This is a genomic window from Paenibacillus qinlingensis (assembly GCF_031455095.1).
Classification (GTDB): domain Bacteria; phylum Bacillota; class Bacilli; order Paenibacillales; family NBRC-103111; genus Paenibacillus_E; species Paenibacillus_E qinlingensis_A.
This window is the reverse complement of record NZ_JAVDSB010000002.1, coordinates 216,779-239,316: the sequence shown is the minus strand read 5'-3', so window position 1 is coordinate 239,316 and position 22,538 is coordinate 216,779. Positions and strand designations below refer to the sequence as shown.

Annotated in this window: 20 protein-coding genes; 15 read left to right on the top strand and 5 right to left on the bottom strand. The window is 43.6% G+C overall.

The genetic code is table 11. From position 1 onward, the window contains the following. Nucleotides 1-25: 25 nt before the first annotated feature. Nucleotides 26-664 (bottom strand): spore coat protein, encoded by a 639-nt coding sequence (locus J2736_RS08970; protein ID WP_310225630.1) that lies wholly within the window; start codon nucleotides 662-664, stop codon nucleotides 26-28. A gap of 173 nt (nucleotides 665-837) precedes the next feature. Here J2736_RS08970 and J2736_RS08965 point away from each other — a divergent pair, with 173 nt between their 5' ends. After that, the gene (locus J2736_RS08965) at nucleotides 838-1,455 is read left to right on the top strand and encodes a uridine kinase family protein (protein ID WP_310225628.1); all 618 of its coding nucleotides are present in this window, start codon (nucleotides 838-840) and stop codon (nucleotides 1,453-1,455) included. A gap of 6 nt (nucleotides 1,456-1,461) precedes the next feature. Here J2736_RS08965 and J2736_RS08960 read toward each other — a convergent pair whose 3' ends face one another. Both J2736_RS08960 and J2736_RS08955 read right to left on the bottom strand, forming a co-directional pair. After that, nucleotides 1,462-2,100 carry an HD domain-containing protein gene (locus J2736_RS08960; RefSeq protein WP_310225626.1) on the bottom strand — a complete coding sequence of 213 codons (639 nt, stop codon included), beginning with the start codon at nucleotides 2,098-2,100 and terminating at the stop codon, nucleotides 1,462-1,464. Between the two features lie 309 nt (nucleotides 2,101-2,409). Continuing rightward, complete coding sequence (locus tag J2736_RS08955; RefSeq protein ID WP_310225624.1) at nucleotides 2,410-2,913, bottom strand: RrF2 family transcriptional regulator; 504 nt, start codon at nucleotides 2,911-2,913, stop codon at nucleotides 2,410-2,412. Nucleotides 2,914-3,343: 430 nt separating this feature from the next. Between J2736_RS08955 and J2736_RS08950 the strand changes: the two genes are divergently transcribed. Together J2736_RS08950 and J2736_RS08945 are read left to right on the top strand one after the other, a co-directional pair. Next, nucleotides 3,344-3,997, top strand: a complete 654-nt coding sequence (locus J2736_RS08950) for an FMN-dependent NADH-azoreductase (RefSeq protein ID WP_310225622.1) — start codon at nucleotides 3,344-3,346, stop codon at nucleotides 3,995-3,997. A gap of 146 nt (nucleotides 3,998-4,143) precedes the next feature. After that, entirely contained in the window at nucleotides 4,144-4,572 is a 429-nt protein-coding gene (locus tag J2736_RS08945; RefSeq protein WP_310225620.1) for an organic hydroperoxide resistance protein, read from the top strand. Nucleotides 4,573-4,674: 102 nt separating this feature from the next. Here the strand turns inward: J2736_RS08945 and J2736_RS08940 are convergent, their stop codons facing one another. After that, entirely contained in the window at nucleotides 4,675-5,532 is an 858-nt protein-coding gene (locus J2736_RS08940) for an AraC family transcriptional regulator (protein ID WP_310225618.1), read from the bottom strand. Between the two features lie 147 nt (nucleotides 5,533-5,679). On the opposite strand from J2736_RS08940, the gene J2736_RS08935 reads away from it, so the two are divergent. The 3 genes from J2736_RS08935 to J2736_RS08925 are packed head-to-tail and all read left to right on the top strand — an operon-like array spanning nucleotide 5,680 to nucleotide 7,538. Continuing rightward, complete coding sequence (locus J2736_RS08935; RefSeq protein WP_310225616.1) at nucleotides 5,680-6,078, top strand: sugar phosphate isomerase/epimerase family protein; 399 nt, start codon at nucleotides 5,680-5,682, stop codon at nucleotides 6,076-6,078. Further along, nucleotides 6,053-6,526 (top strand): sugar phosphate isomerase/epimerase family protein, encoded by a 474-nt coding sequence (locus tag J2736_RS08930; protein WP_310225614.1) that lies wholly within the window; start codon nucleotides 6,053-6,055, stop codon nucleotides 6,524-6,526. The genes J2736_RS08935 and J2736_RS08930 overlap by 26 nt, the downstream gene beginning before the upstream one ends. A gap of 10 nt (nucleotides 6,527-6,536) precedes the next feature. Beyond that, the gene (locus J2736_RS08925; protein ID WP_310225612.1) at nucleotides 6,537-7,538 is read left to right on the top strand and encodes a hydroxyacid dehydrogenase; all 1,002 of its coding nucleotides are present in this window, start codon (nucleotides 6,537-6,539) and stop codon (nucleotides 7,536-7,538) included. 434 nt (nucleotides 7,539-7,972) lie between these two features. Here J2736_RS08925 and J2736_RS08920 read toward each other — a convergent pair whose 3' ends face one another. Beyond that, nucleotides 7,973-9,103, bottom strand: a complete 1,131-nt coding sequence (locus J2736_RS08920; protein ID WP_310225610.1) for a cation:proton antiporter — start codon at nucleotides 9,101-9,103, stop codon at nucleotides 7,973-7,975. 154 nt (nucleotides 9,104-9,257) lie between these two features. Here J2736_RS08920 and J2736_RS08915 point away from each other — a divergent pair, with 154 nt between their 5' ends. From J2736_RS08915 to J2736_RS08875, 9 genes are all read left to right on the top strand, one after another. Continuing rightward, nucleotides 9,258-10,757, top strand: coding sequence for a spore germination protein (locus J2736_RS08915; protein WP_310225608.1), 1,500 nt, complete (start codon nucleotides 9,258-9,260; stop codon nucleotides 10,755-10,757). Between the two features lie 4 nt (nucleotides 10,758-10,761). Continuing rightward, nucleotides 10,762-11,868 (top strand): GerAB/ArcD/ProY family transporter, encoded by a 1,107-nt coding sequence (locus J2736_RS08910; RefSeq protein WP_310225607.1) that lies wholly within the window; start codon nucleotides 10,762-10,764, stop codon nucleotides 11,866-11,868. After that, complete coding sequence (locus tag J2736_RS08905) at nucleotides 11,865-12,962, top strand: Ger(x)C family spore germination protein (RefSeq protein WP_310225605.1); 1,098 nt, start codon at nucleotides 11,865-11,867, stop codon at nucleotides 12,960-12,962. Before J2736_RS08910 ends, J2736_RS08905 begins: the two co-directional genes overlap by 4 nt. A 224-nt stretch (nucleotides 12,963-13,186) precedes the next feature. Next, nucleotides 13,187-13,774 carry a TetR/AcrR family transcriptional regulator gene (locus J2736_RS08900; RefSeq protein ID WP_310225603.1) on the top strand — a complete coding sequence of 196 codons (588 nt, stop codon included), beginning with the start codon at nucleotides 13,187-13,189 and terminating at the stop codon, nucleotides 13,772-13,774. A 24-nt stretch (nucleotides 13,775-13,798) separates the two neighbouring features. Continuing rightward, a complete protein-coding gene (locus J2736_RS08895) occupies nucleotides 13,799-15,097 on the top strand; it encodes an ABC transporter substrate-binding protein (protein WP_310225601.1) in 1,299 nt (432 codons plus the stop codon). A 23-nt stretch (nucleotides 15,098-15,120) separates the two neighbouring features. Continuing rightward, complete coding sequence (locus J2736_RS08890; protein WP_310225599.1) at nucleotides 15,121-16,932, top strand: sensor histidine kinase; 1,812 nt, start codon at nucleotides 15,121-15,123, stop codon at nucleotides 16,930-16,932. Beyond that, nucleotides 16,932-18,479, top strand: a complete 1,548-nt coding sequence (locus J2736_RS08885; RefSeq protein ID WP_310225597.1) for a response regulator — start codon at nucleotides 16,932-16,934, stop codon at nucleotides 18,477-18,479. The genes J2736_RS08890 and J2736_RS08885 overlap by 1 nt, the downstream gene beginning before the upstream one ends. A 246-nt stretch (nucleotides 18,480-18,725) precedes the next feature. Continuing rightward, nucleotides 18,726-21,515, top strand: coding sequence for a beta-galactosidase (locus J2736_RS08880; protein WP_310225595.1), 2,790 nt, complete (start codon nucleotides 18,726-18,728; stop codon nucleotides 21,513-21,515). Between the two features lie 123 nt (nucleotides 21,516-21,638). Continuing rightward, complete coding sequence (locus J2736_RS08875) at nucleotides 21,639-22,508, top strand: ABC transporter permease (protein ID WP_397340441.1); 870 nt, start codon at nucleotides 21,639-21,641, stop codon at nucleotides 22,506-22,508. The last annotated feature ends 30 nt before the right edge of the window (nucleotides 22,509-22,538 follow it).

The window sequence follows — 22,538 nt, the reverse complement described above, 5'->3', positions numbered from 1 at the left end:
AATGTTGGGCTTCTCATGCTGCTAGCTAATGCACAGACATTCCTGCTCTGTTATTCGGCGGCATTTGTGGGGCCCCGGTTGCAGGGACGAATGCTGTCAGCATGCTTTGCATATCGGAAGGGGCTAATTGTGGCACTTGGTAGTAGGCAAGTCTATTTTGATAAAGGAAGATTTCATAAGCCATTTCTATGAAATTTTGTACCTGAGAAGCTAATACACGCCGAACAACGGGATTCGTCACTTCCACGGCAGTCATCGTTAGTAATGAAGCATGCGTTTTGACTAGACCCAACATATGCCCGCTGATTCCCGCATCCTTCACATCGGCGAGAGATTGGTTTGGTTTTTTCGGTTGAGTGGGCTTTATGCCATAGATCGGCTCGGATAGTTGCCTAATCATATAGGTGGACGTTTCTTGGCTTGGCTTTTGTCCGGTAGTGAAACACTCAGCGGTTAGATTGTACTGGGCAAGTGTGAACTGGTATTGTCGATCCAGAATGTCCAGCAGCTCGCTATCTTGTACAAACTGCCTAAACATCATGAATTGGTCGAGCACATTGATGGTACAGGCCAACACCTCATGTAAATCGAAAAGCTCATGACCCCCATGGTTTGTGCTCGGCATAGCTTGCATTTGATTATTAGGTTGTATTTGCTGTTGCATAACGAAGTCTCCTTTGGCGTTGAGGTTAACGTAACTTCGTTAATGTTGGTATTAGATCTTTGGTTTATGCATGGACATAAGATCTTGTATAGCTATAACTGTTTTATCCGTTTTCTTCATATCCAAGAGAAGGTATTATTAGGTAAATAGTTTTTTGTTAAAGGGGTGAAATCATGCAGAACAACCATCCATCAGCCCAATTACAGCAAGCTATTCAGACTATTGTGTCTGCTATTAATCCGTATATGATTGGACGAACTGGTCCTTTGGTAGTGTCACTGGATGGGGGAAGCGGGGCCGGCAAATCTACATTGGCTGCTGAGTTGGCTTCAGAATTGGATGCCACAATCATCCAGTGTGACGACTTTTTTGATGCGACGATTACTGACAATGCGTGGGATTCATTTACGGTGGATCAAAAATGTAATCGTTGCATTGATTGGCAGCGTATGCGGAATGAAGCATTATTACCACTACTGGCAGGTAAGATTGCTCAATATCACCCTTTTTCTTTTTCATCAGAAAATGCTTTGGCATCGCAAATGGTTACGTTACAACCTTCCAACCTAATCATCCTCGATGGGATTTATAGCGCTCTCCCTGAGATGTTCGATGTTGATCACCTTACGGTTCTCGTGGACGTATTACCCGAACTTCGCCGATGCCGACATAATACAAGAGAGGGGACTGACGATGTGGATTGGCATCGCAGATGGGACCCTGTTGAGGATTATTATTTTTCAGTCGTACGACCGCCAGCATTCTATCAGGTAATCGTGTTTAACACGTAGTCCAAATTACTCATCCCATTTGGAGTGAAGGACATGATGGCAAAAGTTAGGGCGCTTGTATCCCGGAAGAAGCATTTCACAAATGTCCGCGTTAATCGTGCCGTATGTTGTTTCTGGTTTGTCTTTAAATCCATCCAAGAAAGTGTGTAAGATGTTTTGTTTGAACTGGTTGCGAGGAAAAGCCTCGACAACTTGTTGCCGTGTTTCTGCTGAGATGAGATCAAAGTTCTTCCCAACCACATCATAACCTACGCCAAAATTCATAAGCGCCGCTTCGGTTTCCTTGTACTCTACGATTCCGATGCTTGTATGCAGGGCTACTGCATCCCATACAAGCCGAACGGCATCGTCTGGAACGCCTCGACTTTTAAGGAAATCTCGGGCGGCATTAGCTCCATCGACCTCAAAGCGTTTGTCCGTGCTTCGGAATGCGGAAGTAAGACCGATATCGTGGAAAAGCGAACTGATATAAAGCAGTTCAGAATCGTATTTCAGTTGATTAAGATTGCCCTTCATAGCTGCAAATAGATATACCCGATTCGAGTGGTTCCATAGAAGATCGTTGCTATGCTCACGTATGAGTTCAGCGGCTTCAACGGCTAGTTTACTATCTGGAATCTTGATATCAGCGATTAGATTTTTCATCGATACTTCCTCCTTAAACTTTGGTTCTAGGATGTTATATCAGAGTAGACAAATGAAGTAACATTTCTGTGACAATAAAGTTATAAGAAATCCCAATTGTACCGGTTAGATATTGAGTTTCCGGGTGCCAATCCAATTGCAGTCTTTCCTGTGATTTTACATTTTTAAAAAGAATATGCAAATAAAAGAGGCTGGTTCAAAGTCAATTTAGACTTTTGCACCAGCCTCTTCTTTCGTTAATGATTTGCTTCCTCTGATTTCCACAATCTAACTGGATTTTCTCCATTTATTTGAAGCGGATTTCTCTGATTATTCATTGTTACTTAGAGCGAAGAAGTCACGCGTATCTTGGCGGGTTTTAGGCTTTAACGTGCGATCTAACTCTTCATTCAGCCAAAGCAACGATTTATTGTGGAGATGCTTACGCATACTTTCCTCGGCATCGCGCATCGTCAAGTTAATAATACAGGGAGTGGCTCGGGTGCATGCCGCAACCTCCTCATCTCGGCACAAATAACTGTTATCTTTAATATTTTTGCATTGAAAAATGGGAGATGAGCCCTCAACGGCTTCTACGACATCCCAAAATGAGATTTCCGCAGGAGGCTTGGCTAATCGATAACCGCCTTTTACCCCAGGAACGGAGCTAACAATACCTGCCTTTGTTAATTTACCGAAAATTTTCGAGAGATAGGTCTCCGAGATGCCTTGGAACGTAGATAGTTCTTTAATCCCTATAGTCGACTTAGACGGAATGTCGATCAAATATACCAAGCAATGCAGCGCATATTCAACACCTATACTGTACTGCATGCAAACACCTGCTTTCTGGACAACCAAACTTGATACTAAATATCTTAAGTGGATAAATGGCCCTTGTCAAATCAAGGTTTGGCGGATTTTGCAATAATTACACATGATCGAAGATTGACAATCAGGAGGGAAAGGGATATTGTAGACAATGTTAATAGACGATATATGTTATCGACGATTTGGAATTCCAGGAGAGCGAATCTGTATTCGAGTAAAAGGGGAAGATACGAATGGTGCATACGCCATTTTGGATTTAGTCAAGGATTCTTCCTATGGTTCAGCGTTAGGTCCGCCAATTCATGTACATCTAAGAACCGCTTGCTTTCCAGGATTGTGTTGGAAAGACAATTGAAGAAATCGTGGAACTGTCTAGAACCAAATACCAAGTTATCTTCACTGGGCCACCACTTGACCAATAAGGAGCTGTACCATGAATAAAATACTAATCATTAATGCCCACCCGAAAGTAGATTCCGCATCTTCTTTCAGTTCGAATGTGCTTCATCATTTTTTGAAGACATATAAGGAGTTAAACCCAAGTGAGACGATAGAACAAATCAATCTATATAGTGAAGAAATACCAGCAATTGATCACGTGGTACTAAGTGCATGGGATAAGCTGGCGAAGGGTGAGCCGATCAATGCAGAAGAACAGAAGGTGACCGGGCGGATGGCTGAGGTACTGCAACAATTTATGAGCGCTACTAAGTATGTCATCGCGATGCCGCTGCATAACTTCAACATTCCATCCAAACTAAAGGACTATATGGACAACATCATGATTCCTCGCGCGACATTCAAATATACGGAAAACGGTTCAGTGGGGTTGCTGAAGGATGGTCGAAGCCTACTTGTTATCCAAGGAAGCGGCGGCGTCTACACAAACAATGACTGGTATGCGGAAGTAGAATTTTCACACAAATATCTCAAATCCATGTTTAATTTCTTCGGAATTGAAGATTATCAAATTATCAGAGCTCAAGGGACTGCTGTTTTCGATCGGGATGAGATATTAGAGAAAGCCTACAAAGAGGCTGAGGCAGCTGCTTCACATTTATCCAAAGTGAAAGTACAAACAACCTAATTTACGCTATGACAAGATGATGAATATGGATAACACAATTAAGAAAATATAAACCAGAGTGGCTAAGGAAAGTCGCGGTAGCCTATCTAGTATGACCTCGTAACATGAGCGATAAATAATCCAGTCATAAAAGGAGAATTTCAGAAATGGTAAAAGTGGAAAAGAAGTTGTATACAGCTACTGTAAACGTTAAAGGTGGAAGAGACGGCAAAGCTGTTTCCAGTGATGGTAATCTTGACTTAGACTTGAGATATCCCAAGGAATTAGGAGGCAACGGAGCTGGAACCAACCCAGAGCAGCTGTTCGCTGCTGGATTTGCCGCTTGTTTTGAAGGTGCGATGGGCACTGTCCTTAGAAAAAAGAGTATTAAAGCAGAGGGTATATCTATCGTTTCTAATGTTACCCTAGGCAAGGACGCGAGCGACGGCTATGTACTAGCCGTGAATATGGACATCACGATAAGCGGAGTAGAAACCAGTGTGGCTGAGGAAGTTGTCGCGGAAGCCCATTTGGTATGCCCATATGCTAGAGCAACCCAAGGTAATATCGAAGTCATAACGAACGTAGTTGGTTAATCAGCGAATAATGGAAAGACCGCCAAAATGGCGGTCTTTTTAGTTTCTATATCGTAGATTTTGTTTAAGTTTGATGCTTCCGATAGTCTCCCGGTGTGATGCCTATATGCTTTTTGAACGTTCGATTGAAATGATGATGTGATTATAACCAACACGTGCGGCAATTTCAGTCACATTCAAATCTGTTTCTTTGAGCAACGTCATGGCTGACAAAATGCGAATGTCTGTTAATAGCTCGATATAGGTTTTTCCTCTAACAAGCTTCAACATATGACTGAAATAAGAAGGGGCCATCAATGCTTTGGCTGCGACATCTTCCAAATGAAGGTCATCATGGTAATGCGACTCCATATAATGAATTGCTTCATAGAAGGCTTTTCTATGCAAAGCTACTCTATGGCTATCCTGTTGGCTCTGCAGGTGGACAAACCGCTTATACTGTCTGACGGTGATGACGAGAAGTTTGAGCAGTTCGGCTTTTATCGCTAAGCGGTAACCTTCTTCTTGAGACTCCCATTCGGCGAGAATAACATGAAGCAGGCTTTCAACGACCGTTTGCGTAGAGGGCGGAAGTGTCATTTTGTGAAGCAAGTCCGCGTCGGTAATCAGAGGTCTAATATAGGCAAAATCAACGAAAGTCTCCATATGCGCCAAATCTCGAAGGCTGTCATTAAGTGCATGGGGCATAAAATCGACTTGAATCATAACGAAATCCATCGATTCACGGAGTTCCAAGCGATGCTCCTGGTAGGGGGGAATCGAAAAAAGATCACCTTTGGCGAGCACATATTGCTGACCAGCAACCCAATGTAGACAACTGCCAGACAGCATATAGCATAGTTGGAGATGCTCATGCGCATGCAGGATGCGATTCATCGAATGCGGCCGGCGAATTTCTATTTTGAAGGGGAACGTATCGTCGAGCATTTCTTTGGTAGCATAGATCGGATAATCGGACATATAGACCTCCGCGAGTTTCAATTGCCCTGCATTTCTATTTTACGATACATGGAATCGTTGATTTATTCAAAGAAATCGTGGAAAAGGGAAAGCGTTTCCGATCCGGTCCTGCCATAATCATCCTTATAGCGAGAGGAGGAATGACGCATGACGAAGTTAGCTTTTAGCACGCTCCCTTGTGAAGGTTGGTCCTTGGAGGAGATGATCCAGATAGCGAAGAAGTGCGGCTTTAGTGCGATGGAGCTGCGAGAAGGGACGAATTGGGGAATTTCCACGGAGATGAATGCGAAGGAGAGACAAGTAACACTTCAGAAATGCGAAGAGGCCGAGATAAGGATTAGCAATATCGGTTCCGGCGTATGCCTCACTGGCCACGAAGAGGATCAAGCGAAGTTGGCTCACTTCCAAAAAGTACTCTCACTTGCAAGTGATCTTAAGGCTGCTGGTGTGCGCATCTTCTTAGGTTATTTTCGTAACCGAAGGGATGAGGTGGTTCCAGCCATTCATTACCCTCAAAATTGTGAAAAGCGTACAAGCAGCTTGTGATTATGCGCGCGCTTACAATGTCCAAGTCTGGATCGAAACACATAATGAATATGCTACGGGGCGATCGTTGAAGAAGCTACTGGATGATGTGAATCGGTCCAATTGTGCGGTGATTTACGATATCATTCATCCACTGGAGGAAGGGGAGTTACCACAAGATACGATTGCCTTGCTTGGCTCTCGAATCGTACATGTGCATATGAAAGACGGCATGCCTTTTGAAGATCCTATGGAGCTAAATTGGAAATACACGAAGCTGGGAGAGGGTCATATACCAATTGCAGAGATCCTCCAGCTGTTGAATCAAGCAGGCTATAAGGGATTCTACTCTTTAGAATGGGAAACCAAATGGCGCAAAGAGCTGCAAATCTTTGGCATGGAGCCAGAAATTGTGTTTCCAGCCTATTATGAATTTATGCAAACGGCCTGTCATCCGTTGGAGAAATGAGGAATATATTGTGAAAACATTAGTGACCATTGCTGATGAAAATCTTCGTAAATTATTGTGGTCGAATTCGACTGTTAAGAAGTTAGCTGGCCAGACGGATGTGGATTTCGTTCCTCTCCATGATCGATTCAGCAGCGAACGGCTGGCAGAGCGAATTCATGAATATGATGCGTGTATTACATCTTGGGGATCTCCCATATTCACCTCGGAGGTGCTGGCGCGCGCGCAGCAATTGAAATTCATCGGACATGGCGCAGGTAGTGTGATGGCGATTGTGAATGAAGATGTTTTTGAAACGCCGATTGCTGTCACATCGGCGAACAAAGTACTCGCGCTATCTACCGCTGAGTGTGCGGTATCTTTAATCCTTGCTGGCGCATGGGATCATGCCGGTTATAGCAGCCGACTGAAACAGGGGCAGTGGAGTCAGAATAACCGCGATACGATTCTTGGCGTGACGCGAAGAGTGATCGGACTAGTCGGCTTTGGAGAAATTTCGAAGCATGTGATCCGTATGCTGCAGCCTTTTCACCCGACAATCCTGCTCCATTCCAGTTATTGCACGGAAGAGGAAGCTGCCGAATGGGGCGTTGAGCTCTGTGAGCTTAACGAACTGTTCGAGCGCAGTGACATCGTCTCGCTTCATAATACATGGACCCCTCGGACGCAGGGAATGATCGGAGAAGAGCAGATGAAACGGCTGCGAGACGGGGCGCTATTCGTGAATACGGCGCGTGGTCCAATTATTCAGGAGCAAGCTCTCATGAACGAGTTGCGTACAGGACGTATCTATGCAGCACTTGATGTGTACAAACAAGAGCCGCTGCCTGCAAATAATAAACTGTTATCGTTGCCCAATGTGCTATGTTTGCCGCATATTGGGGGATATCACGGACTGCTCAAACGCGAGCTGTGCGATTTCATTGTAGATGAGTTGCACCGTTTTGTGAACGGGCAAGAGCTTCTAGGAAGAGTGACGCTAGATCACTATCGTCGATTAACGCCAAGATAAAGGTGAAATGGTTGAACGGAGAAGGGAGAATAGAAGTGAATAAGGCTGAATTGTTGCAAAAGTTTGAGAATCCTCCTGTGGAGCACCGCTCGTTACCCTTCTGGTCTTGGAACGGCACGATGGAGCAAAAATTGTAGTGTCCCAAGAGCATTGTGTTTATTACATGCAAGGAACTTGGAAGGACGGATCGCTATGTGCGTGGCCGGACTGTAAGGCTGTGCATCCCATAAAGGATGCTTCGGATTATCTTGGTTCTTATTTTAACGATGACGGTGTAAATCTGATGCATGATAATTTCTTTACTCCGATGGCGCAGGAAACCCATGCGTTGCTTGAACCTTCGTCTTGTTTGAGGAAATGCTGAGGTTTCAACCAATAAACGAAAACTAGTTAATATACGAGGCCAGAATTCCATGGGTTATGGGATTCCGGCTTTATTTTTTCAATAGTGCCTTCAATAATGGTGGAGTTACCAAGGTAGTCAATATGACCACGATAACTAGGGAGGTAAAATACGTTTGACTCAACAGTCCCTCCTCGAGACCGATAGCTGCAATTATTAAGGCAACTTCACCGCGTGAAATCATCCCTGCTCCGATAACCGCAGATGAACGCCAGTTAAATCCTGTTATTTTGGCCCCGAAGCCTGACCCCAGTAACTTGGCTAATATCGCCACCACGGTTAAACAAATAATGAGAACTAATTGAGACATAATTCCATCAAGAGATACGGAGAGTCCTATACTTACAAAAAACACGGGTACAAAGATTGCATAAGCGATAGGTTCAAGCTTCTTTTCAACTTCTTTCTTGAACTCTGTTCTAGAGATGGCAATGCCTGCTGCAAAAGTACCGATAATCCCTGCCACTCCGAAGTACTCGGCCATATAGGCAAAGAAGAGACAAATGACAATGCCAATACTGATGACGGATTCAGTCACCTGAAGGGCTGACAGTTTTCTCATTAACCAAGGCACGACCTTCCAGCCGATGAGGATGACTAGCGCAAAGAATACGACTTTCTTGAGAATAACCATTCCCATCTTAACTTCTTCCGTTGATAAGAAACTCATCATGACAGCTAATGAAATGACGACGATGATATCATCAACTAGAGCCGCGCCAAGGACAGTTGTGCTTTCTCTACTTTGTAATTGACCGAGCTCCTTAAATGTTTGAACGGAGATACTAACAGAAGTTGCCGATAGTAACAATCCAAGAAATAAAGCATGGGCAGTCTCCATGCCGATGATGATTCCCGTGATATAGCCGAGGAGTAAAGGGAGAATGATTCCTCCTACTGCAACGGATAGGGAAGAAGTACGATTGTTGTTTAACTCCTTGATGTCCGTTTCCAAACCTGCAAAGAACATCAGTAGGAGAACCCCGATATTGCTAAAAGCAGAAATAATCTCGGAAGGTTGGACCCATCCTAAGACGGCAGGTCCAATCAATACACCGATAATTAACTTACCGAGTACGGACGGCTGCCCTAATCGTACGGAGACATCGCCTGCAATCTTCGTACTTAAAATAATCACCATTAACTGTAAAATAAATGCCATTTATGACGTCATCCTTTCGACATGACCCTAAAAATGCAGAAAGAGCCTGCTGTTGGCAGGCTCCTCCGGTTCATGCAAGTATGTTATTAGATTCAGTATAGCATGTTGAAGTTAATTTCACCAATTTTCCAATGGATTATTCTGTAAGTCCGAAATGGAAAATCATGCATACGGTTTAGCAGAATTGGGCAAATATAACAATGTATATGGAAAGGAACAGCACATGAAACCGAGCCCTTCCGTTCAAGTTACGTTTGATCAGCTGAAAGATGCTGTTTCCCATAGTACAGATTTCGTTATGAAATCGATGGATTTTGCACATTGTAAATATGGCTTATTTTACTTGGAGACGATGGTCGATTCGGAGGTTTTTCAGGATCACATCGTAAGGCCGATCTCACTAAGACCTGATTTGGCTGTCAAAGAGGTCGTCACGATCAGGGTCATGAAAGAATCAGATGATATCCAAGAAGCCATTGCTGCCATTGTAAAAGGGCAGACTGTCTTACAAAAGGAAGGCGAGACTACCTTATACTTGCTTGGAACTGAGCAGAAAAAAGAGCGAGCCATTAATATCCCTACGAATGAACGAGTGCTTCGGGGGCCGCATGAAGCATTTATTGAGAATTTGGATACGAATATCAATATGATTCGCAAAAATATTGCTTCTCCTGATCTTGTGGTGACTTATTTTATAATAGGAAGCGTTTCACGGACCAGAATTGCCGTTATTCACATGAAGGGGATTGCGAATCCGGACGTCAACAACGTGATTGAACAAAGATTGCAAAACATCGATATCGATATCGCGGAAGCACCTGGATTCATTCAGGAATACATACAAGAGACGAAGTTTAGTTTGTTCCCGCAATTGTTGACAACGGAAAGGGTAGATCGAGCGAGAGCTTATTTAATGGAAGGCAAGGTTGTGATCTTAGCGGAGGGAGCGCCGGAGGTAACGATCTTGCCGGTCTCATTTTGGTCCTTTTTTCAATCGCCAGATGATTATCAAATTAGTTGGTGGATTGGCAGTGTATTTCGACTTCTCCGGATTCTCTGCTTTTTCATTGGACTTGGACTTCCTGGGCTATATGTATCGCTCGTTTCCTTTCAAACGTATGTACTCCCACTGACTGTCGCTTTAACCATCCAAGGAGCCCTAAAGTATATTACACTGCAGCCTGTGATTGAAGTCATCGTCATGCTGTTCGCACTTGAAGTATTAAGAGAAGCGACTGTAAGGCTAGCTAATCCCATTGGGCAAGCAATTAGCGTTGTGGGCGGTATCGTCATCGGAACAGCGGTCGTACAATCCAATCTCGTTTCCAATACGGCCGTTATTGTTGCTTCGATTACAGGACTGGCTTCGTTCATCATACCTTCTTACGAAATGAGCAGTTCCGTGAGGCTCATTAACTTAATAATTACGTTGTTTTCCGCTCTTTTTGGACTAGTGGGATTAGTCTTTTCGTTCTTCTGTCTTACGATTTATTTATGCAGAATGAATACAATGGGGCTTCCGTACTTTTATCCGTCCTTAGTGGACAGTGATGTACTAGATACGATAATAAGGGCACCGATATGGCGTTTAAAAAGGCGGCCCAAGGAAGCAGCTCCAGTAAATAAGCAGCGTTTCAGAAACTCAAGAAGGTGAAAGTATGATGAAAGAAGATTCCATTTCGAACTTACAACTCATCTACCTTGTCATACTGACGCAAATTGGTACAAGGGTATTAATTTTACCTTACGACGAGGCGAAGTATGCGGGGAACCATGGCTGGCTAGCTGTCCTGCTAGGAGGGTTTGCCGCACAAATAGGCATCATGCTGATCTGGTGGTTAGGGAAACGATATCCTACACAAAATATTTTTCAATACCTGCAGAGCAGTGTCGGCCGCCCCATTGGCGCCGCTTTAACCTTGTTATATGCACTGTATTTTACGTATTCTGCTTGCGTGGTCACGCTCATCTATTTGGAAATACTTAATCGTTGGGTTATGGTCAAGACGCCATGGTGGGTGCTATTGCTGTTATTTTTACTTGCAAGCGGGTATGCGGCAATGTCTTCCTTACGTGTACTTACATTTATTAGCCAATCACTGGTTAGTATTCTTGTTGTCAGTTATTTACTGGTTCTCTTCAGCGGGATCAAACAATCGGAGTTTAGCAATCTGCTGCCGTTATGGCAGCATACCCAAGGTTCTTCCTTTGTGCAAGGCATCTTCCAAGGTTTCTCAGCATGTCTGGGATATGATCTCCTCTTATATGCCTTCCCTTACGTACGAGGTCATAGTAACAAGAAGATTCTAGGCGCGATGACATGGGCAAACGGATTAACAACCTTGTATTATTTTACAGTTGTCTTGATTTGCTCATTAAGCTTCACGCCAGAACAATTAAGCATTGTGCCGGAACCGATCGTCTTCATATTGAAGCAGTATGATTGGCAATTATTTCAAAGTATAGATATTGTGTTTATTGTTTTTTGGTTTACGATTCTATCTGCTACCGTGTATGTATATCTGTTTTTGGCTGGAAAAGCAATGAGCCATATCGGGAAAGGTCATAAAGGAAACCATGTTCGATGGGTCATAATAATTACCGTGATTTGCTATGCGATTGGGATATGGTTTCCCGATAAAAAAGTCATTACCCTTATAGGCGGAACTCCTTATCGTATTTCGTCAATAATGTGTGTCGTAGCTATTCCCTTGCTTTTGTTGATCGTTTCTCACATTTCAAGTTTGAGGAGGAGGCATGCGTGAGAAAGATTGCAGGATCACTCCTCTTATTGGTCATACTGTGCGGATGTTGGGATCAGACCAGTATACAGGATTTGCAGATGATCGATGTCATAGGCTTGGACAAGGCTGAGCAATCCGACAATAAAAAAATGAGCATTGCCATATCCTCACTCCATGAAGCGCATCAGGGCGGGGGGAAACCCAGCATGCAGTTAATGACAGGTGAAGGCAAAAGTGTATCAACAGCTATTGAACATTTGGACTCTAAAATTGCTGGAGGCATAACGTTTAATCAAAGTCGTCTCTACATTTTTAGCAAATCATTCGCCAAAGAAAAGCCGGACGAGGAGTTGAAAGTATTAGGGAGGATTCCGAACTCCCCTTTAAATGCGAGTGTTGCGGTATTTGATGGCGATGTTTCCGAACTTCTTGCTAAACAGAGAATCGCTGGGAAGACGGTCGCTAATTTTTTAGTCGTCTTGTTGAAGGAAGCGCAGAAGTTAAACTACTCACCTACAGTTACGTTATTTCGTTTTATTTTGGAGAAACAAGATCCGTACGTTGATGCTATATTGCCTTTACTTAAAATGCAAGACGATGATGTTCAACTAGATGGATCTGCTTTATTTCGGGATGGCAGTTATTCAGGAATCGATTTGTCAGCGACACAGACCAAACTAGCCCTACTCTTAAAAGAGTCGAAGGGTACGAGTGTCTTTTTTATCACCGAAATTAATAATCAAACCTATCAAATATGGATTAAAAAAGCAAAAAGAAAGTTGGTTGTGAAAACCAACGATAATAAAATTAGCGAAATTATTTTACCGCTAGAGATGCAAGTTTTCTTGACAGATTCGGGAAAAAGTAACAAGGCGCTATCAGAAACAAAGTTGGATAGTATAGAGAAAATGCTGACGGAAGAAATCAATAAACAAGCGACTCAAACCATCCAGTTGTTACAGAAAGCGAATTGCGATTATCTGGGTCTCGGGCGGGATATTCATGGGTACCATTACAAGGAATGGAGCCAAATGAACTGGCGGGACGTGTATCCGAATTTGAAAATTCGTCCGGAAGTAGAAGTTCGGATATTGAATTCGGGTGTCATGCTGTAAAAGGAGTTGCGGCGATAAATAGGATCTAAGGGGAGTGTCGATTTGAATCGACGGCTCCCTCTACTCATTTTTAACTATGGTCTAGTTGAATAGAAGTGTGTATAATCGTAAACAAGTAAAAGAAAACTGGGAAAACGAAATGAGTTTTTTTAGTTTGCATATTTTAAAAGCGCTTTCATTTTAGTGGGAGAATAATCTGTTCCTAAGGAAGTGAAGGGGAAAACATGGATTTCAAATCTCGTGTCATGAAAGCGGCAATCGAGGAATTTGAGGAGAAAGGAATCCGCTTTACGATGGATGACCTTTCCGCCAAGCTAGGCGTTTCCAAGAGGACACTTTATGAGCAAATAGGGAACAAGGAAGACATTATTCGGTTGTTCATTCGAGAAGCATTCACGAGCATTAAGGAACAGGAACAGCGCATTATGTCAGATGAATCGCTGGACGTGGTTACGAAGTTAATGGCGATTATTCAAATTATGCCCAACTTCTCTGCTGTACTAGACTATCGGCGAATCTATGAAATTGAGAAATCATTTCCAGAGCTCTTTGTAGAAATAGAAAACAATTTGCAAGCGGATTGGGAAACGACTTTGTTATTAATTGAAGAGGGAATCAAGCTCAAACGCCTCAAACCGATCAATCCTCTCATTTTCAAAGAAGTATTATTAGCCACAATGGATCGCATGCTGAAAGATCGATTTTTAATGGAAACCAATTTGACGTACGAGGAAGCGTTGAGAGGGGCAATTGAGATTGTTTTTAACGGCATCGTGCACAATAAAGACTTAGCGATAGCAAGCCAAGCGTAGCGTTCGAATAAAAGGAGGTTTATCTTGAAAATATGTGCTCGTTTACTCCCCATAGGGGTATCACTCCTTCTACTAACAGCCTGCGAATCTCAGATTTCGACGACCATTCCTAAGCCAACACCGAAAGAGCAGACATTAACGTGGGTTCATCATTTTGATGAAGAGGGCGCTCGTAAATGGTTAGAAGCGGGTACACAGCTGTTCGATAAAAAGTACCCAGCCTATTCGTTTGCTCTAACGGGGGTCGATGCTGGAAATTACATGAGCTTGCTGCGGTCTAAGGCGGTCTCAAACACGATGCCTGATATCTATATGGTGGATTCCATTTCGGCTGCGAAAGATTTAATTCAAAGTGGATATGCGTTGGACTTAACAGGGCAGCCGTTTCTTTCGCAGATCGATGAACGATACCTTCAAGGCGTCAAGTCGTCTGACGGTAAAATATGGGCGCTTCCCATTGACGTAAATGGTGTGGGTGTTATTTATAATAAAGACGCCTTTGCTAAAGCGGGAATCCTTAACCCGCCTTCGACTTGGTCCGAATTCTTGCTGGATTGCCGCAAGCTGGAGAATGCAGGAATAACGCCTATCGCGGCAGGTTATAAGGATAGCTGGACGATACTCTGGGATGTCGCTGCGGACCTCTTGGTCAGCCAATATGCCTTTGAGCCCAATTGGATCACCAATGTGGAAGCGGGCCGAACGACGTTTAAGGAGGATCATATTCATTTCGAAAATGTCCTTAAGCGATATGAAGAACGACTGGCGTATGTAAACAGTAAACCGTTCGAAACAGATTGGAATCAAGCGTTAGATATGCTGGCTGATGGCAAAGCGGGCATGATCATCAATGGGACATGGACAGTAGATGGCGTTAAATCTAAGAATCCATCGAGCAATCTTGGCCTATTCGCTTTTCCATATTCGGAGCATCAAGAGGATGCAAAGTTCCCTTTAAAATCAACAGGGGGCATAGTAATTAATCCGAAATCTCCCCATAAGGAAGCGGCCTTACAAGCGTTAGACATATTTGCCTCTAAGGAAATGGGGCTTAATTTTCAGACGAATAAGAAAGCATTATCTGTAATAAAAGGACTGCCAACTGATTTCGATCCAACCTATGTAGAACTGGACAAAGCTTATATTCAAACTTCCAAAGTCTATGACTGGTCGAAGATGACGACCGACTTCGTTAACCAAGATCTTCAGAAAATATATGTGGATGCGCTTACGAGATTTGCTCTGGATAAGAATCGCAACACGGATGTCTTCCTAAGTGAGCTTGATCAAGCTTTCGATCGGATTCGTAAGCCTGTAAAATGACGTGCGAATAAGGAGTAATGCACATGAGTAGTTTCCCCTGGATTTTCAAGCCTATCAAAGATTATCGTATCCGCATGAAAATATTCTTGTCTAATATGATTATTATCCTATTTATCTCATCCGCCATAGGTGGCGTCGCGATATATGTCTCTACAAAGTTCATTGAATCGAATACAAGGGATCTTTCCATGCAAGTTATTCATCAAGTAGCTGATAATATTGAGAACAGAGCTAAGGAGGCTTTAAATTCATCGGTTTATGTGTTAAGTGACAGCGGTATTCGCCAAATTGTCGCAGAGCAGGGGGAGAAAGTAACGTCAGACAATTATCCTACCTTTCGAAGCCGCATGGAATTTCTTCTGGCGCAGTATGGGAATAGTATTCCCTACTTGAATTCAATCATGATCCAAACCCGAACGGGGCAAGTATATTGGTGGGAAAATAGAAAAGGCATCACGCATTCCTATCAGCAAGGGGATATTTCAGAAGAGACGAATCAGGCATCGGCCTATTTAAAATTGCATGGCGTGAATTTAGGCTGGTCTCCTTCCTTGCGTCAGCAAAAAGAAGTGCTCCTCATTCGAGACTTCGTCGACGTTAGTCAGCTGGATCAAAGCTTAGGGACGCTTGTTTTTAATTTGGATACGGAATATTTCTTATCACTAGGCAATAGCAGCTCCATTATTAAACAAAACAATATGGTGATTATGAATCCCTTTAATGAATTATTGGCTGGTGGCGGTACCCCAGGGACGAATGAACTCATTGCCAAGAGTTTGAGCTATCAGCTCAAAGAAGGGGATTACTCCATGGCAACGATGGAGACGGTTCAAACAGGAAGTCACTTATTTGTGCAAGAACAAACCGCTACACTGGGGTGGCGAGTGCTATGTTTCATTCCTTTGTCCGAACTCTTGTCGAATACGCGTATTCTCGTGTTGCTTATAGTTCTCGTTATCTGTATAGCTGTTGTCATCTCGACTGGGATTGCGATACAACTCTCGAAGTCAACAACGAGGAATATCAAAGTATTAGAACAAACCATGCGTAAAGTCGAAGACGGTAATTTTGATGTCCGAATTGTCCCGCAGGGAAATGATGAAGTTGGCATTTTATCTGTGCGTTTCAACTTCATGTTGTCCCGGATTAATGATTTGATTAATACGGTATATAAAGAGCGCATTGCCAAGCAGCAAGCAGAATTTACAGTATTGATAAGTCAAATTAATCCCCATTTTCTGTACAATACACTAGGTACGGTGAAATGGTATGCGCATATGAATCAACAGTCGGAGATTGTAGGGATGGTTAGTGCAGTAATCGACATGCTGAAGTCTTCGGTTAGACGTGTTGGTGAATTCCATCGGTTAGAACTGGAAGTTAATCTACTGAACAATTATATTTTCATTCAAAAGATGGGATATGGCGACGCTTTCCAGCTGAGAAACGAAATCGATGATAGCTTACTGGATTGTGAGGTTCCCTATTTCATTCTTCAACCGCTTGTCGAGAATGCGATTCTTCATGGCATTGAAATGTCTAAAGGGTTAGGCCTGATCACACTAGGGGCTTTCATTGAAGGGGAGCAGCTTGTATTGATTGTGGAAGACAACGGAATGGGGATGGATGCTCATCAAGTAGATAACTTACTTAGCGGGGTGAACCAGAAAGAGACCGTTCCAGGCTTGAACGGCATAGGTATCCGCAATGTACATGAACGGATGCAACTGTACTATGGTGAGAGTTATGGGCTAAGTTACGAAAGTGTTCCAGGGTTAGGTACGAAGGCAATATTGCGAATGCCCTATAAAAAGCTGCCAATAGAGGAGGCCTAATGATGTTGAATGCGATGATCGTTGAAGACAATGCGATTTACCGATATGCCATCAAGTCGATCATTCGATGGGAGGATTATGGGTTTCATATTGTAGGCGAGGCGTTGAATGGCGTTCATGCGCTCGATTTACTTCAACATCATCATGTTGATTTAATTGTCACGGATATTTCGATGCCAGAGATGGGTGGCATTGACCTTATTCAGAAGGTGAAACAGTTAGATGCGTCGATTAAAATGGTAGCGCTAAGCTCCTTCGATGATTTTAGGTACGTAAAAGAAGCATTGAAGCTAGGTGCAGAGGATTATTTGCTGAAGCATGATTTGGAGCCGAGTACACTTCAGCAACTGCTGGAGCAAATGTCGAAAAAAATCATTGCGGACAATCAGAAAAGGAAACAGGATGAGCTTCGGACGTCCAGCTTTGAAGAAATGAGAGGAATGCTTGGCCGCAAGCTGCTCTTAGGGGACGTTCAGGCAGAGGAAGTCAATGATCAAGCGAATGCGATGGAATTCCCGATTCATATAGAACGATCAATCGTCATACTCCTCGAAGGGCATAGCGAATCTGGTGCCTATGTATCCAAAGAGCTGCTGAATCGCTATTCGATGATCGTTCCGATATCGAAGCAAAGATCAGCCATCATCACGTATTACCCTCACGAGAAGAGTGAGAGGAAGTGTGTGGAAATGGCGCAGCAATTGGCTTCGCAGCTCTATATGGACACGAAGAGACATAGCGGATCAGCGATAATTGGTATTAGCGATGTGGGAATCGGTTTGAAAGATTTAGCTCTTCTCTACAAACAAGCCGAAAGTGCCTTGGAGTTATTCGTCTATGAGGGAGTTGAACAAATCTACCAGTATTCCGCGGTCAAGGTTAGGGAAGCGACGGAAACGATAACGCGTATGAACGTGCAGCTGCAACCGCTTATTATGGCAATGAAGAGCGGGAATTTTGAAGAGATACAGATACAAACGGAGAAGCTCTTTCAAACGCTGAATGTGCTTAGACCCCCCGTTAGCCAGATAAAGACGATCTTAACGGAGTTGGTGCTCCTATTCAAAACAATTGCAATAGAGAAGAACAACTTCACGGTCGAAGTTGAACAAAGCTGTAAGGAAATGAGGTCTGTATTGGAACGAAGTAATCAGCCTCTGAAGCAGTTGCAACAGCAGTTTCTGCATGTGAACCGGCAACTTACGGGTGAAGCTTCTGGAAGCCCCGTTGTCCGTAAGGAAATCCAATTAGCGATGGCTTACATCGATGAGCATTATGCGGGAGATATTACGGTAGCTCAAATTGCTGAGATTCTTCATCTCAGTACGAATTACTTATCGAATTTATTCAAAAGTGAAACCGGTATGCGAATGATTGAATACATCAATCGCTGCCGAATTCGCAAAGCGAAGGAACTGCTTCGAGATTCAAATCTCAAAGTCTATGAAGTCGCAGAACGTACGGGCTTTCAAGAAACGTCTTACTTTTGCAAAGTATTTAAAGAGTTAGAGGATAAAACAGTCAAGGATTATCGACGACTTCCGTGAATTGTATAATAAATCTGTGATTCTTGGAATGTAAATGGCTTCGAATTGACATACAATTCGAGGCTTTTTTTATTTTCTAGCGGAGTAAACATCGGTGTTTTTTGATAAAACTTGAAGTTTTGTTTAATGTAAGCGCTTTTACACGAGGCTATAATAACTACATAGAGCAGCGACTAACAAACCGTTGGAAATGAAACGGGTTTCATAAACGGAATTGACGATTCAGTCGAGGGAGGTTCTACAAGCATGAATGTATGTAATACCCAAGAAGCATTTGTCCAATTATCAGCTGATGCCTTACGAATCAATGGAAAACCAGAGATCGTAGTATGTGCCTCTTTATTTTATTTTCGTTTACCTCGGGCACTATGGAAGGAACGGCTTCAGAAAGTGAAAGCCTATGGATATAATGCCATTGATGTTTATTTTCCTTGGAACTATCACGAAAAAGAGGAAGGGAATTGGGACTTCAGCGAGGAGAAGGACGCAGCTCAGTTCTTGCAAGACGCCTCGCAAGCGGGATTGTGGGTAATCGCGCGACCAGGACCTTATATTTGTTCGGAATGGGATGGCGGCGCGCTTCCTGCTTACTTGTTTGTCAAAGACAACCTGCACATCAGACAGAACGATCAACACTACCTACAGAATGTGGCACGCTGGTATGATCGCATTCTTCCCATCTTGAAGTCGTATCAATTCGGACAAGGCGGAACGATCATTGCTGTTCAACTGGAGAACGAGCTTGATTTCTATCCTTGTACGGACCCTAAGGGATATATCTCTGCCTTGCGAGATATGGCGTTAGCACATGGAATTACTGTACCGCTCATTGCTTGTGCGGGACAGGGCGGCTTGGTTGAAGCATCGGGATTAGCAGAAGGAGTTGTGCCAACTTGCAACTTTTATCCCAATGACCGTGACCCTGTTTTGGAAGAAAAAGTGCTGCACTACAAAAGCGAATTAGGCAAAACTGGGCTCCCCTTGCTGGTGACGGAGACGAATCGTTCACACTACTTGCTGCGTAGGTTATTGTCTTGTGGTGTCAAATTGCTCGGCCCTTATTTGCAAGCATCTGGGACCAATATTGGATTCACGAATGCCATTAACAATTGGGGGAATCCACTCTCGTTCTTAACATCCGATTACGACTTTCATGGGATGATTACACCCGAAGGACATGTGAGAGACGAGGCTTTTGAGGGGAGACTGCTGTATCAAGTGATTCAAGTCTATGGCAGCTCGTTGGCAGAGGCGGAACCTGATGCGAAGGACAGCGGACCTTACTTTCAATTAGCCTTGAAGCAAGGCGGGTGTCTGCTTTTCTTATGCAATGTCACCGATCAAGATGAATGCGCTTACTTACCAACCGAACAAGCTAGCTTGCCAAGCTACTCAACGCTTATTGCCAAGCCTGGTCGTTGTCCGATACTCCCTATCGGAATTCCCATGCACACGTGGGGGTTAGATGAAGGCACGCTGGTTTACGCGACTGCGGAGCTTTCCATGGTGAGGCATACGAACGATCGAACGCTATTTTTCTTCCATTCCGAAGACGAGGGAGAAATCAGCTTCCAATTTCAATCCGAGCTTCACGTTGTTAAGAATACGATGAAGCTGTGTGAGCAGAAGGGTTCGTCGTTGACTGTCAGCTTTCAGGCAGAGGAGCAAGCCAGTTCCGTACTCATCCGTTTGGAGGGAGATCGTCTCATAGAGCTTGTGGGAATTAGCCGTTCCCAAGCATTACTCCTAGCGTTCATAGATGATAGTGGGCAAATGTGTTACAGCACCAAAATCGATCGAGTTACCGAGCCACGTGAGGTTGATGTTAATTGGACGCTGAGCCAGTTGAGTCCATCCTCACCGATAGCTGAAGAAACGATTTCGCTTGGAGATCAGGCGGACTACTTAGAAAAGCATGGCGTCTACCGTGGCTTTGCTTGGTACAGCTCGGAATTAGCTATGCCTTTAGCGCAGGAAACGTATAAAGGTGTCTTGATTCAACAAGCAAGTGATGTTGTTTCTATCTATGCAGGAGCAACATATCTAGGAACCGTTACACCTGGTGGCGGAAGTCACTATCTACCTTTTATAGAAGATTCAGATAGGGACTGTGATCTGCGTATGCGTGTTGAGATTTGGGGTCACACGAACTTCCATGATAAGCGTTTACCCGCACTTAGTTTGAATGGGCTCAAGGGTTTAACAGGCGTTGTAGGTGTGACGTCTACGATCGATTTGAGGCGGAATTGGCGCGTTAAGCATCTTCAATCAGACGCAGATAGAGACATATTCGCAGACCCTGTGCACGATGATTCCCTATGGCCAATCGTTGGCTTGGGGGGTTGGCTTTCGGCGGATCAACCGTCTTATGAGTGTTACCGGAAACAAATTAAGCTAAATGCTGGGGCGAATGCATGGGTCCTGCATGCGAATGGCATGGTTGCTAATGCTTTCATTTATGTAAACGGACATGCGCTGGGGCAATTAAATCCGCACAATCCATTCTTTGATCTGACTCCGTATGTAGAAGCGGGGGAGACAGCAATACTGACTGTGTATCTGGTGAAATCCTATGAGACATTAAGCGGTCAAATCGATCTCTATGAAGGAACGAAGGCAACGAAATGGTCATTATCAGCTTGTGAGGAAGATGGTTTGTTGAAACATGCTGAGCTTGCTAAGGCAAATGCAACACCCGTTGATGCAGCTGTTACGCTCACACCAGGGGACTTGGCCTGGCTTTACGGAACGCTAAGCAATACCAACGAGGGCAGAGGCTGGCGTGTATATGCTTCTGGCAGTGATATGAAGCTGACGGTTATCTTTAATGGTCTTGTGGTGGGCCGATTATGGACCAAAGGGGGAGCAAATCGTCCTGAGTTTCGTGGAGGAAACGAGGAATCATTTTATTTGCCAGGACCATGGTTCAAGGAGGAGGGTTCGGGCAGTGAAATGGTTATCTTGCTTGAGGCTGTAGGAGCCAGCGAGCATGCATGGCTGGAGCCATTACGATTCGTGCCCATCGCAGAGGCTTAAAAAGGAAGGAGTAGAAAGATGAATACAGATGCTAAATTACATGTGCAGAGTGGCGTTAACATTAGCATACAAAGACGTACGTCACGGTTTCGAAGATTGTGGAGTTTTCGGACATTACTCCTAATGTGTGTCCCGGCCATCCTATTTTTTCTGCTTATGTCGTATCTCCCGATGCCGGGACTGTATCTAGCTTTTATTAATTACAACTACACCGATGGGATATTCGGAAGTCAATTTGTCGGGTTTGATAACTTCAAGTTTCTTGTGACCTCGGGTGAACTTTGGAAACTAACATTCAATACGATTGCCTATAACTTGGCTTTTATTCTGATCGGTAATTCATTGCAAATAGGGATTGCCATTCTGCTCAATGAGCTGCGCAAAAAGTGGTTTAAGAAACTAACACAGTCATTGATGTTTTTACCTTTCTTCATATCTTTCGTACTGGTTGGTCTCATTGCCTACAATATTCTAAGTTATGATTACGGACTGCTGAACGGGGTGCTCAAATCGATGGGTTGGGATCCTGTTAAAACGTACTCGAATCCATCCATTTGGCCGTTTATTATCGTCATTACCTATTTGTGGCAATCAACCGGTTATGGATCTATCGTCTATTTTGCCGCCATAATGGGCTTGGATTCCGAGATTGTTGAAGCTTCCGAGATTGACGGTGCGAATGCGCTGCAACGTATCCGCTATATTATTCTTCCATGGTTAAAGCCAACCTTCATTATCTTGCTGTTATTCTCATTGGGAGGTATTCTCCGAGGTAATTTTGGACTGTTTTATAACTTGGTTGGAGCTAATAATACGGCCTTATTCGATACGACAGATATTATTGAAACGTTTGTCTTCCGTTCATTGCTAAATAATTTCAACTTCTCAATGGGAAGCGCTGTCAGTTTGTATCAGTCGGTTTTCGGTTTCTTCATTATTCTGACATCAAATTGGTTTGTGAAGAAAGTCTCACCAGAGAACACATTATTCTAAATTAATAGGCACGATATGTGCTAGGTAAGG

Coding starts and splice junctions, on each gene's coding strand:
- J2736_RS08940 (WP_310225618.1), bottom strand. CDS start 5,532: ATGTCCGATTATCCGATCTATGCTACCAAAGAAATGCTCGACGATACG.
- J2736_RS08935 (WP_310225616.1), top strand. CDS start 5,680: ATGACGAAGTTAGCTTTTAGCACGCTCCCTTGTGAAGGTTGGTCCTTG.
- J2736_RS08910 (WP_310225607.1), top strand. CDS start 10,762: ATGATGAAAGAAGATTCCATTTCGAACTTACAACTCATCTACCTTGTC.
- J2736_RS08920 (WP_310225610.1), bottom strand. CDS start 9,103: ATGGCATTTATTTTACAGTTAATGGTGATTATTTTAAGTACGAAGATT.
- J2736_RS08945 (WP_310225620.1), top strand. CDS start 4,144: ATGGTAAAAGTGGAAAAGAAGTTGTATACAGCTACTGTAAACGTTAAA.
- J2736_RS08915 (WP_310225608.1), top strand. CDS start 9,258: ATGGAAAATCATGCATACGGTTTAGCAGAATTGGGCAAATATAACAAT.
- J2736_RS08890 (WP_310225599.1), top strand. CDS start 15,121: ATGAGTAGTTTCCCCTGGATTTTCAAGCCTATCAAAGATTATCGTATC.
- J2736_RS08880 (WP_310225595.1), top strand. CDS start 18,726: ATGAATGTATGTAATACCCAAGAAGCATTTGTCCAATTATCAGCTGAT.
- J2736_RS08885 (WP_310225597.1), top strand. CDS start 16,932: ATGATGTTGAATGCGATGATCGTTGAAGACAATGCGATTTACCGATAT.
- J2736_RS08970 (WP_310225630.1), bottom strand. CDS start 664: ATGCAACAGCAAATACAACCTAATAATCAAATGCAAGCTATGCCGAGC.
- J2736_RS08965 (WP_310225628.1), top strand. CDS start 838: ATGCAGAACAACCATCCATCAGCCCAATTACAGCAAGCTATTCAGACT.
- J2736_RS08955 (WP_310225624.1), bottom strand. CDS start 2,913: ATGCAGTACAGTATAGGTGTTGAATATGCGCTGCATTGCTTGGTATAT.
- J2736_RS08900 (WP_310225603.1), top strand. CDS start 13,187: ATGGATTTCAAATCTCGTGTCATGAAAGCGGCAATCGAGGAATTTGAG.
- J2736_RS08960 (WP_310225626.1), bottom strand. CDS start 2,100: ATGAAAAATCTAATCGCTGATATCAAGATTCCAGATAGTAAACTAGCC.
- J2736_RS08875 (WP_397340441.1), top strand. CDS start 21,639: ATGTGTGTCCCGGCCATCCTATTTTTTCTGCTTATGTCGTATCTCCCG.
- J2736_RS08950 (WP_310225622.1), top strand. CDS start 3,344: ATGAATAAAATACTAATCATTAATGCCCACCCGAAAGTAGATTCCGCA.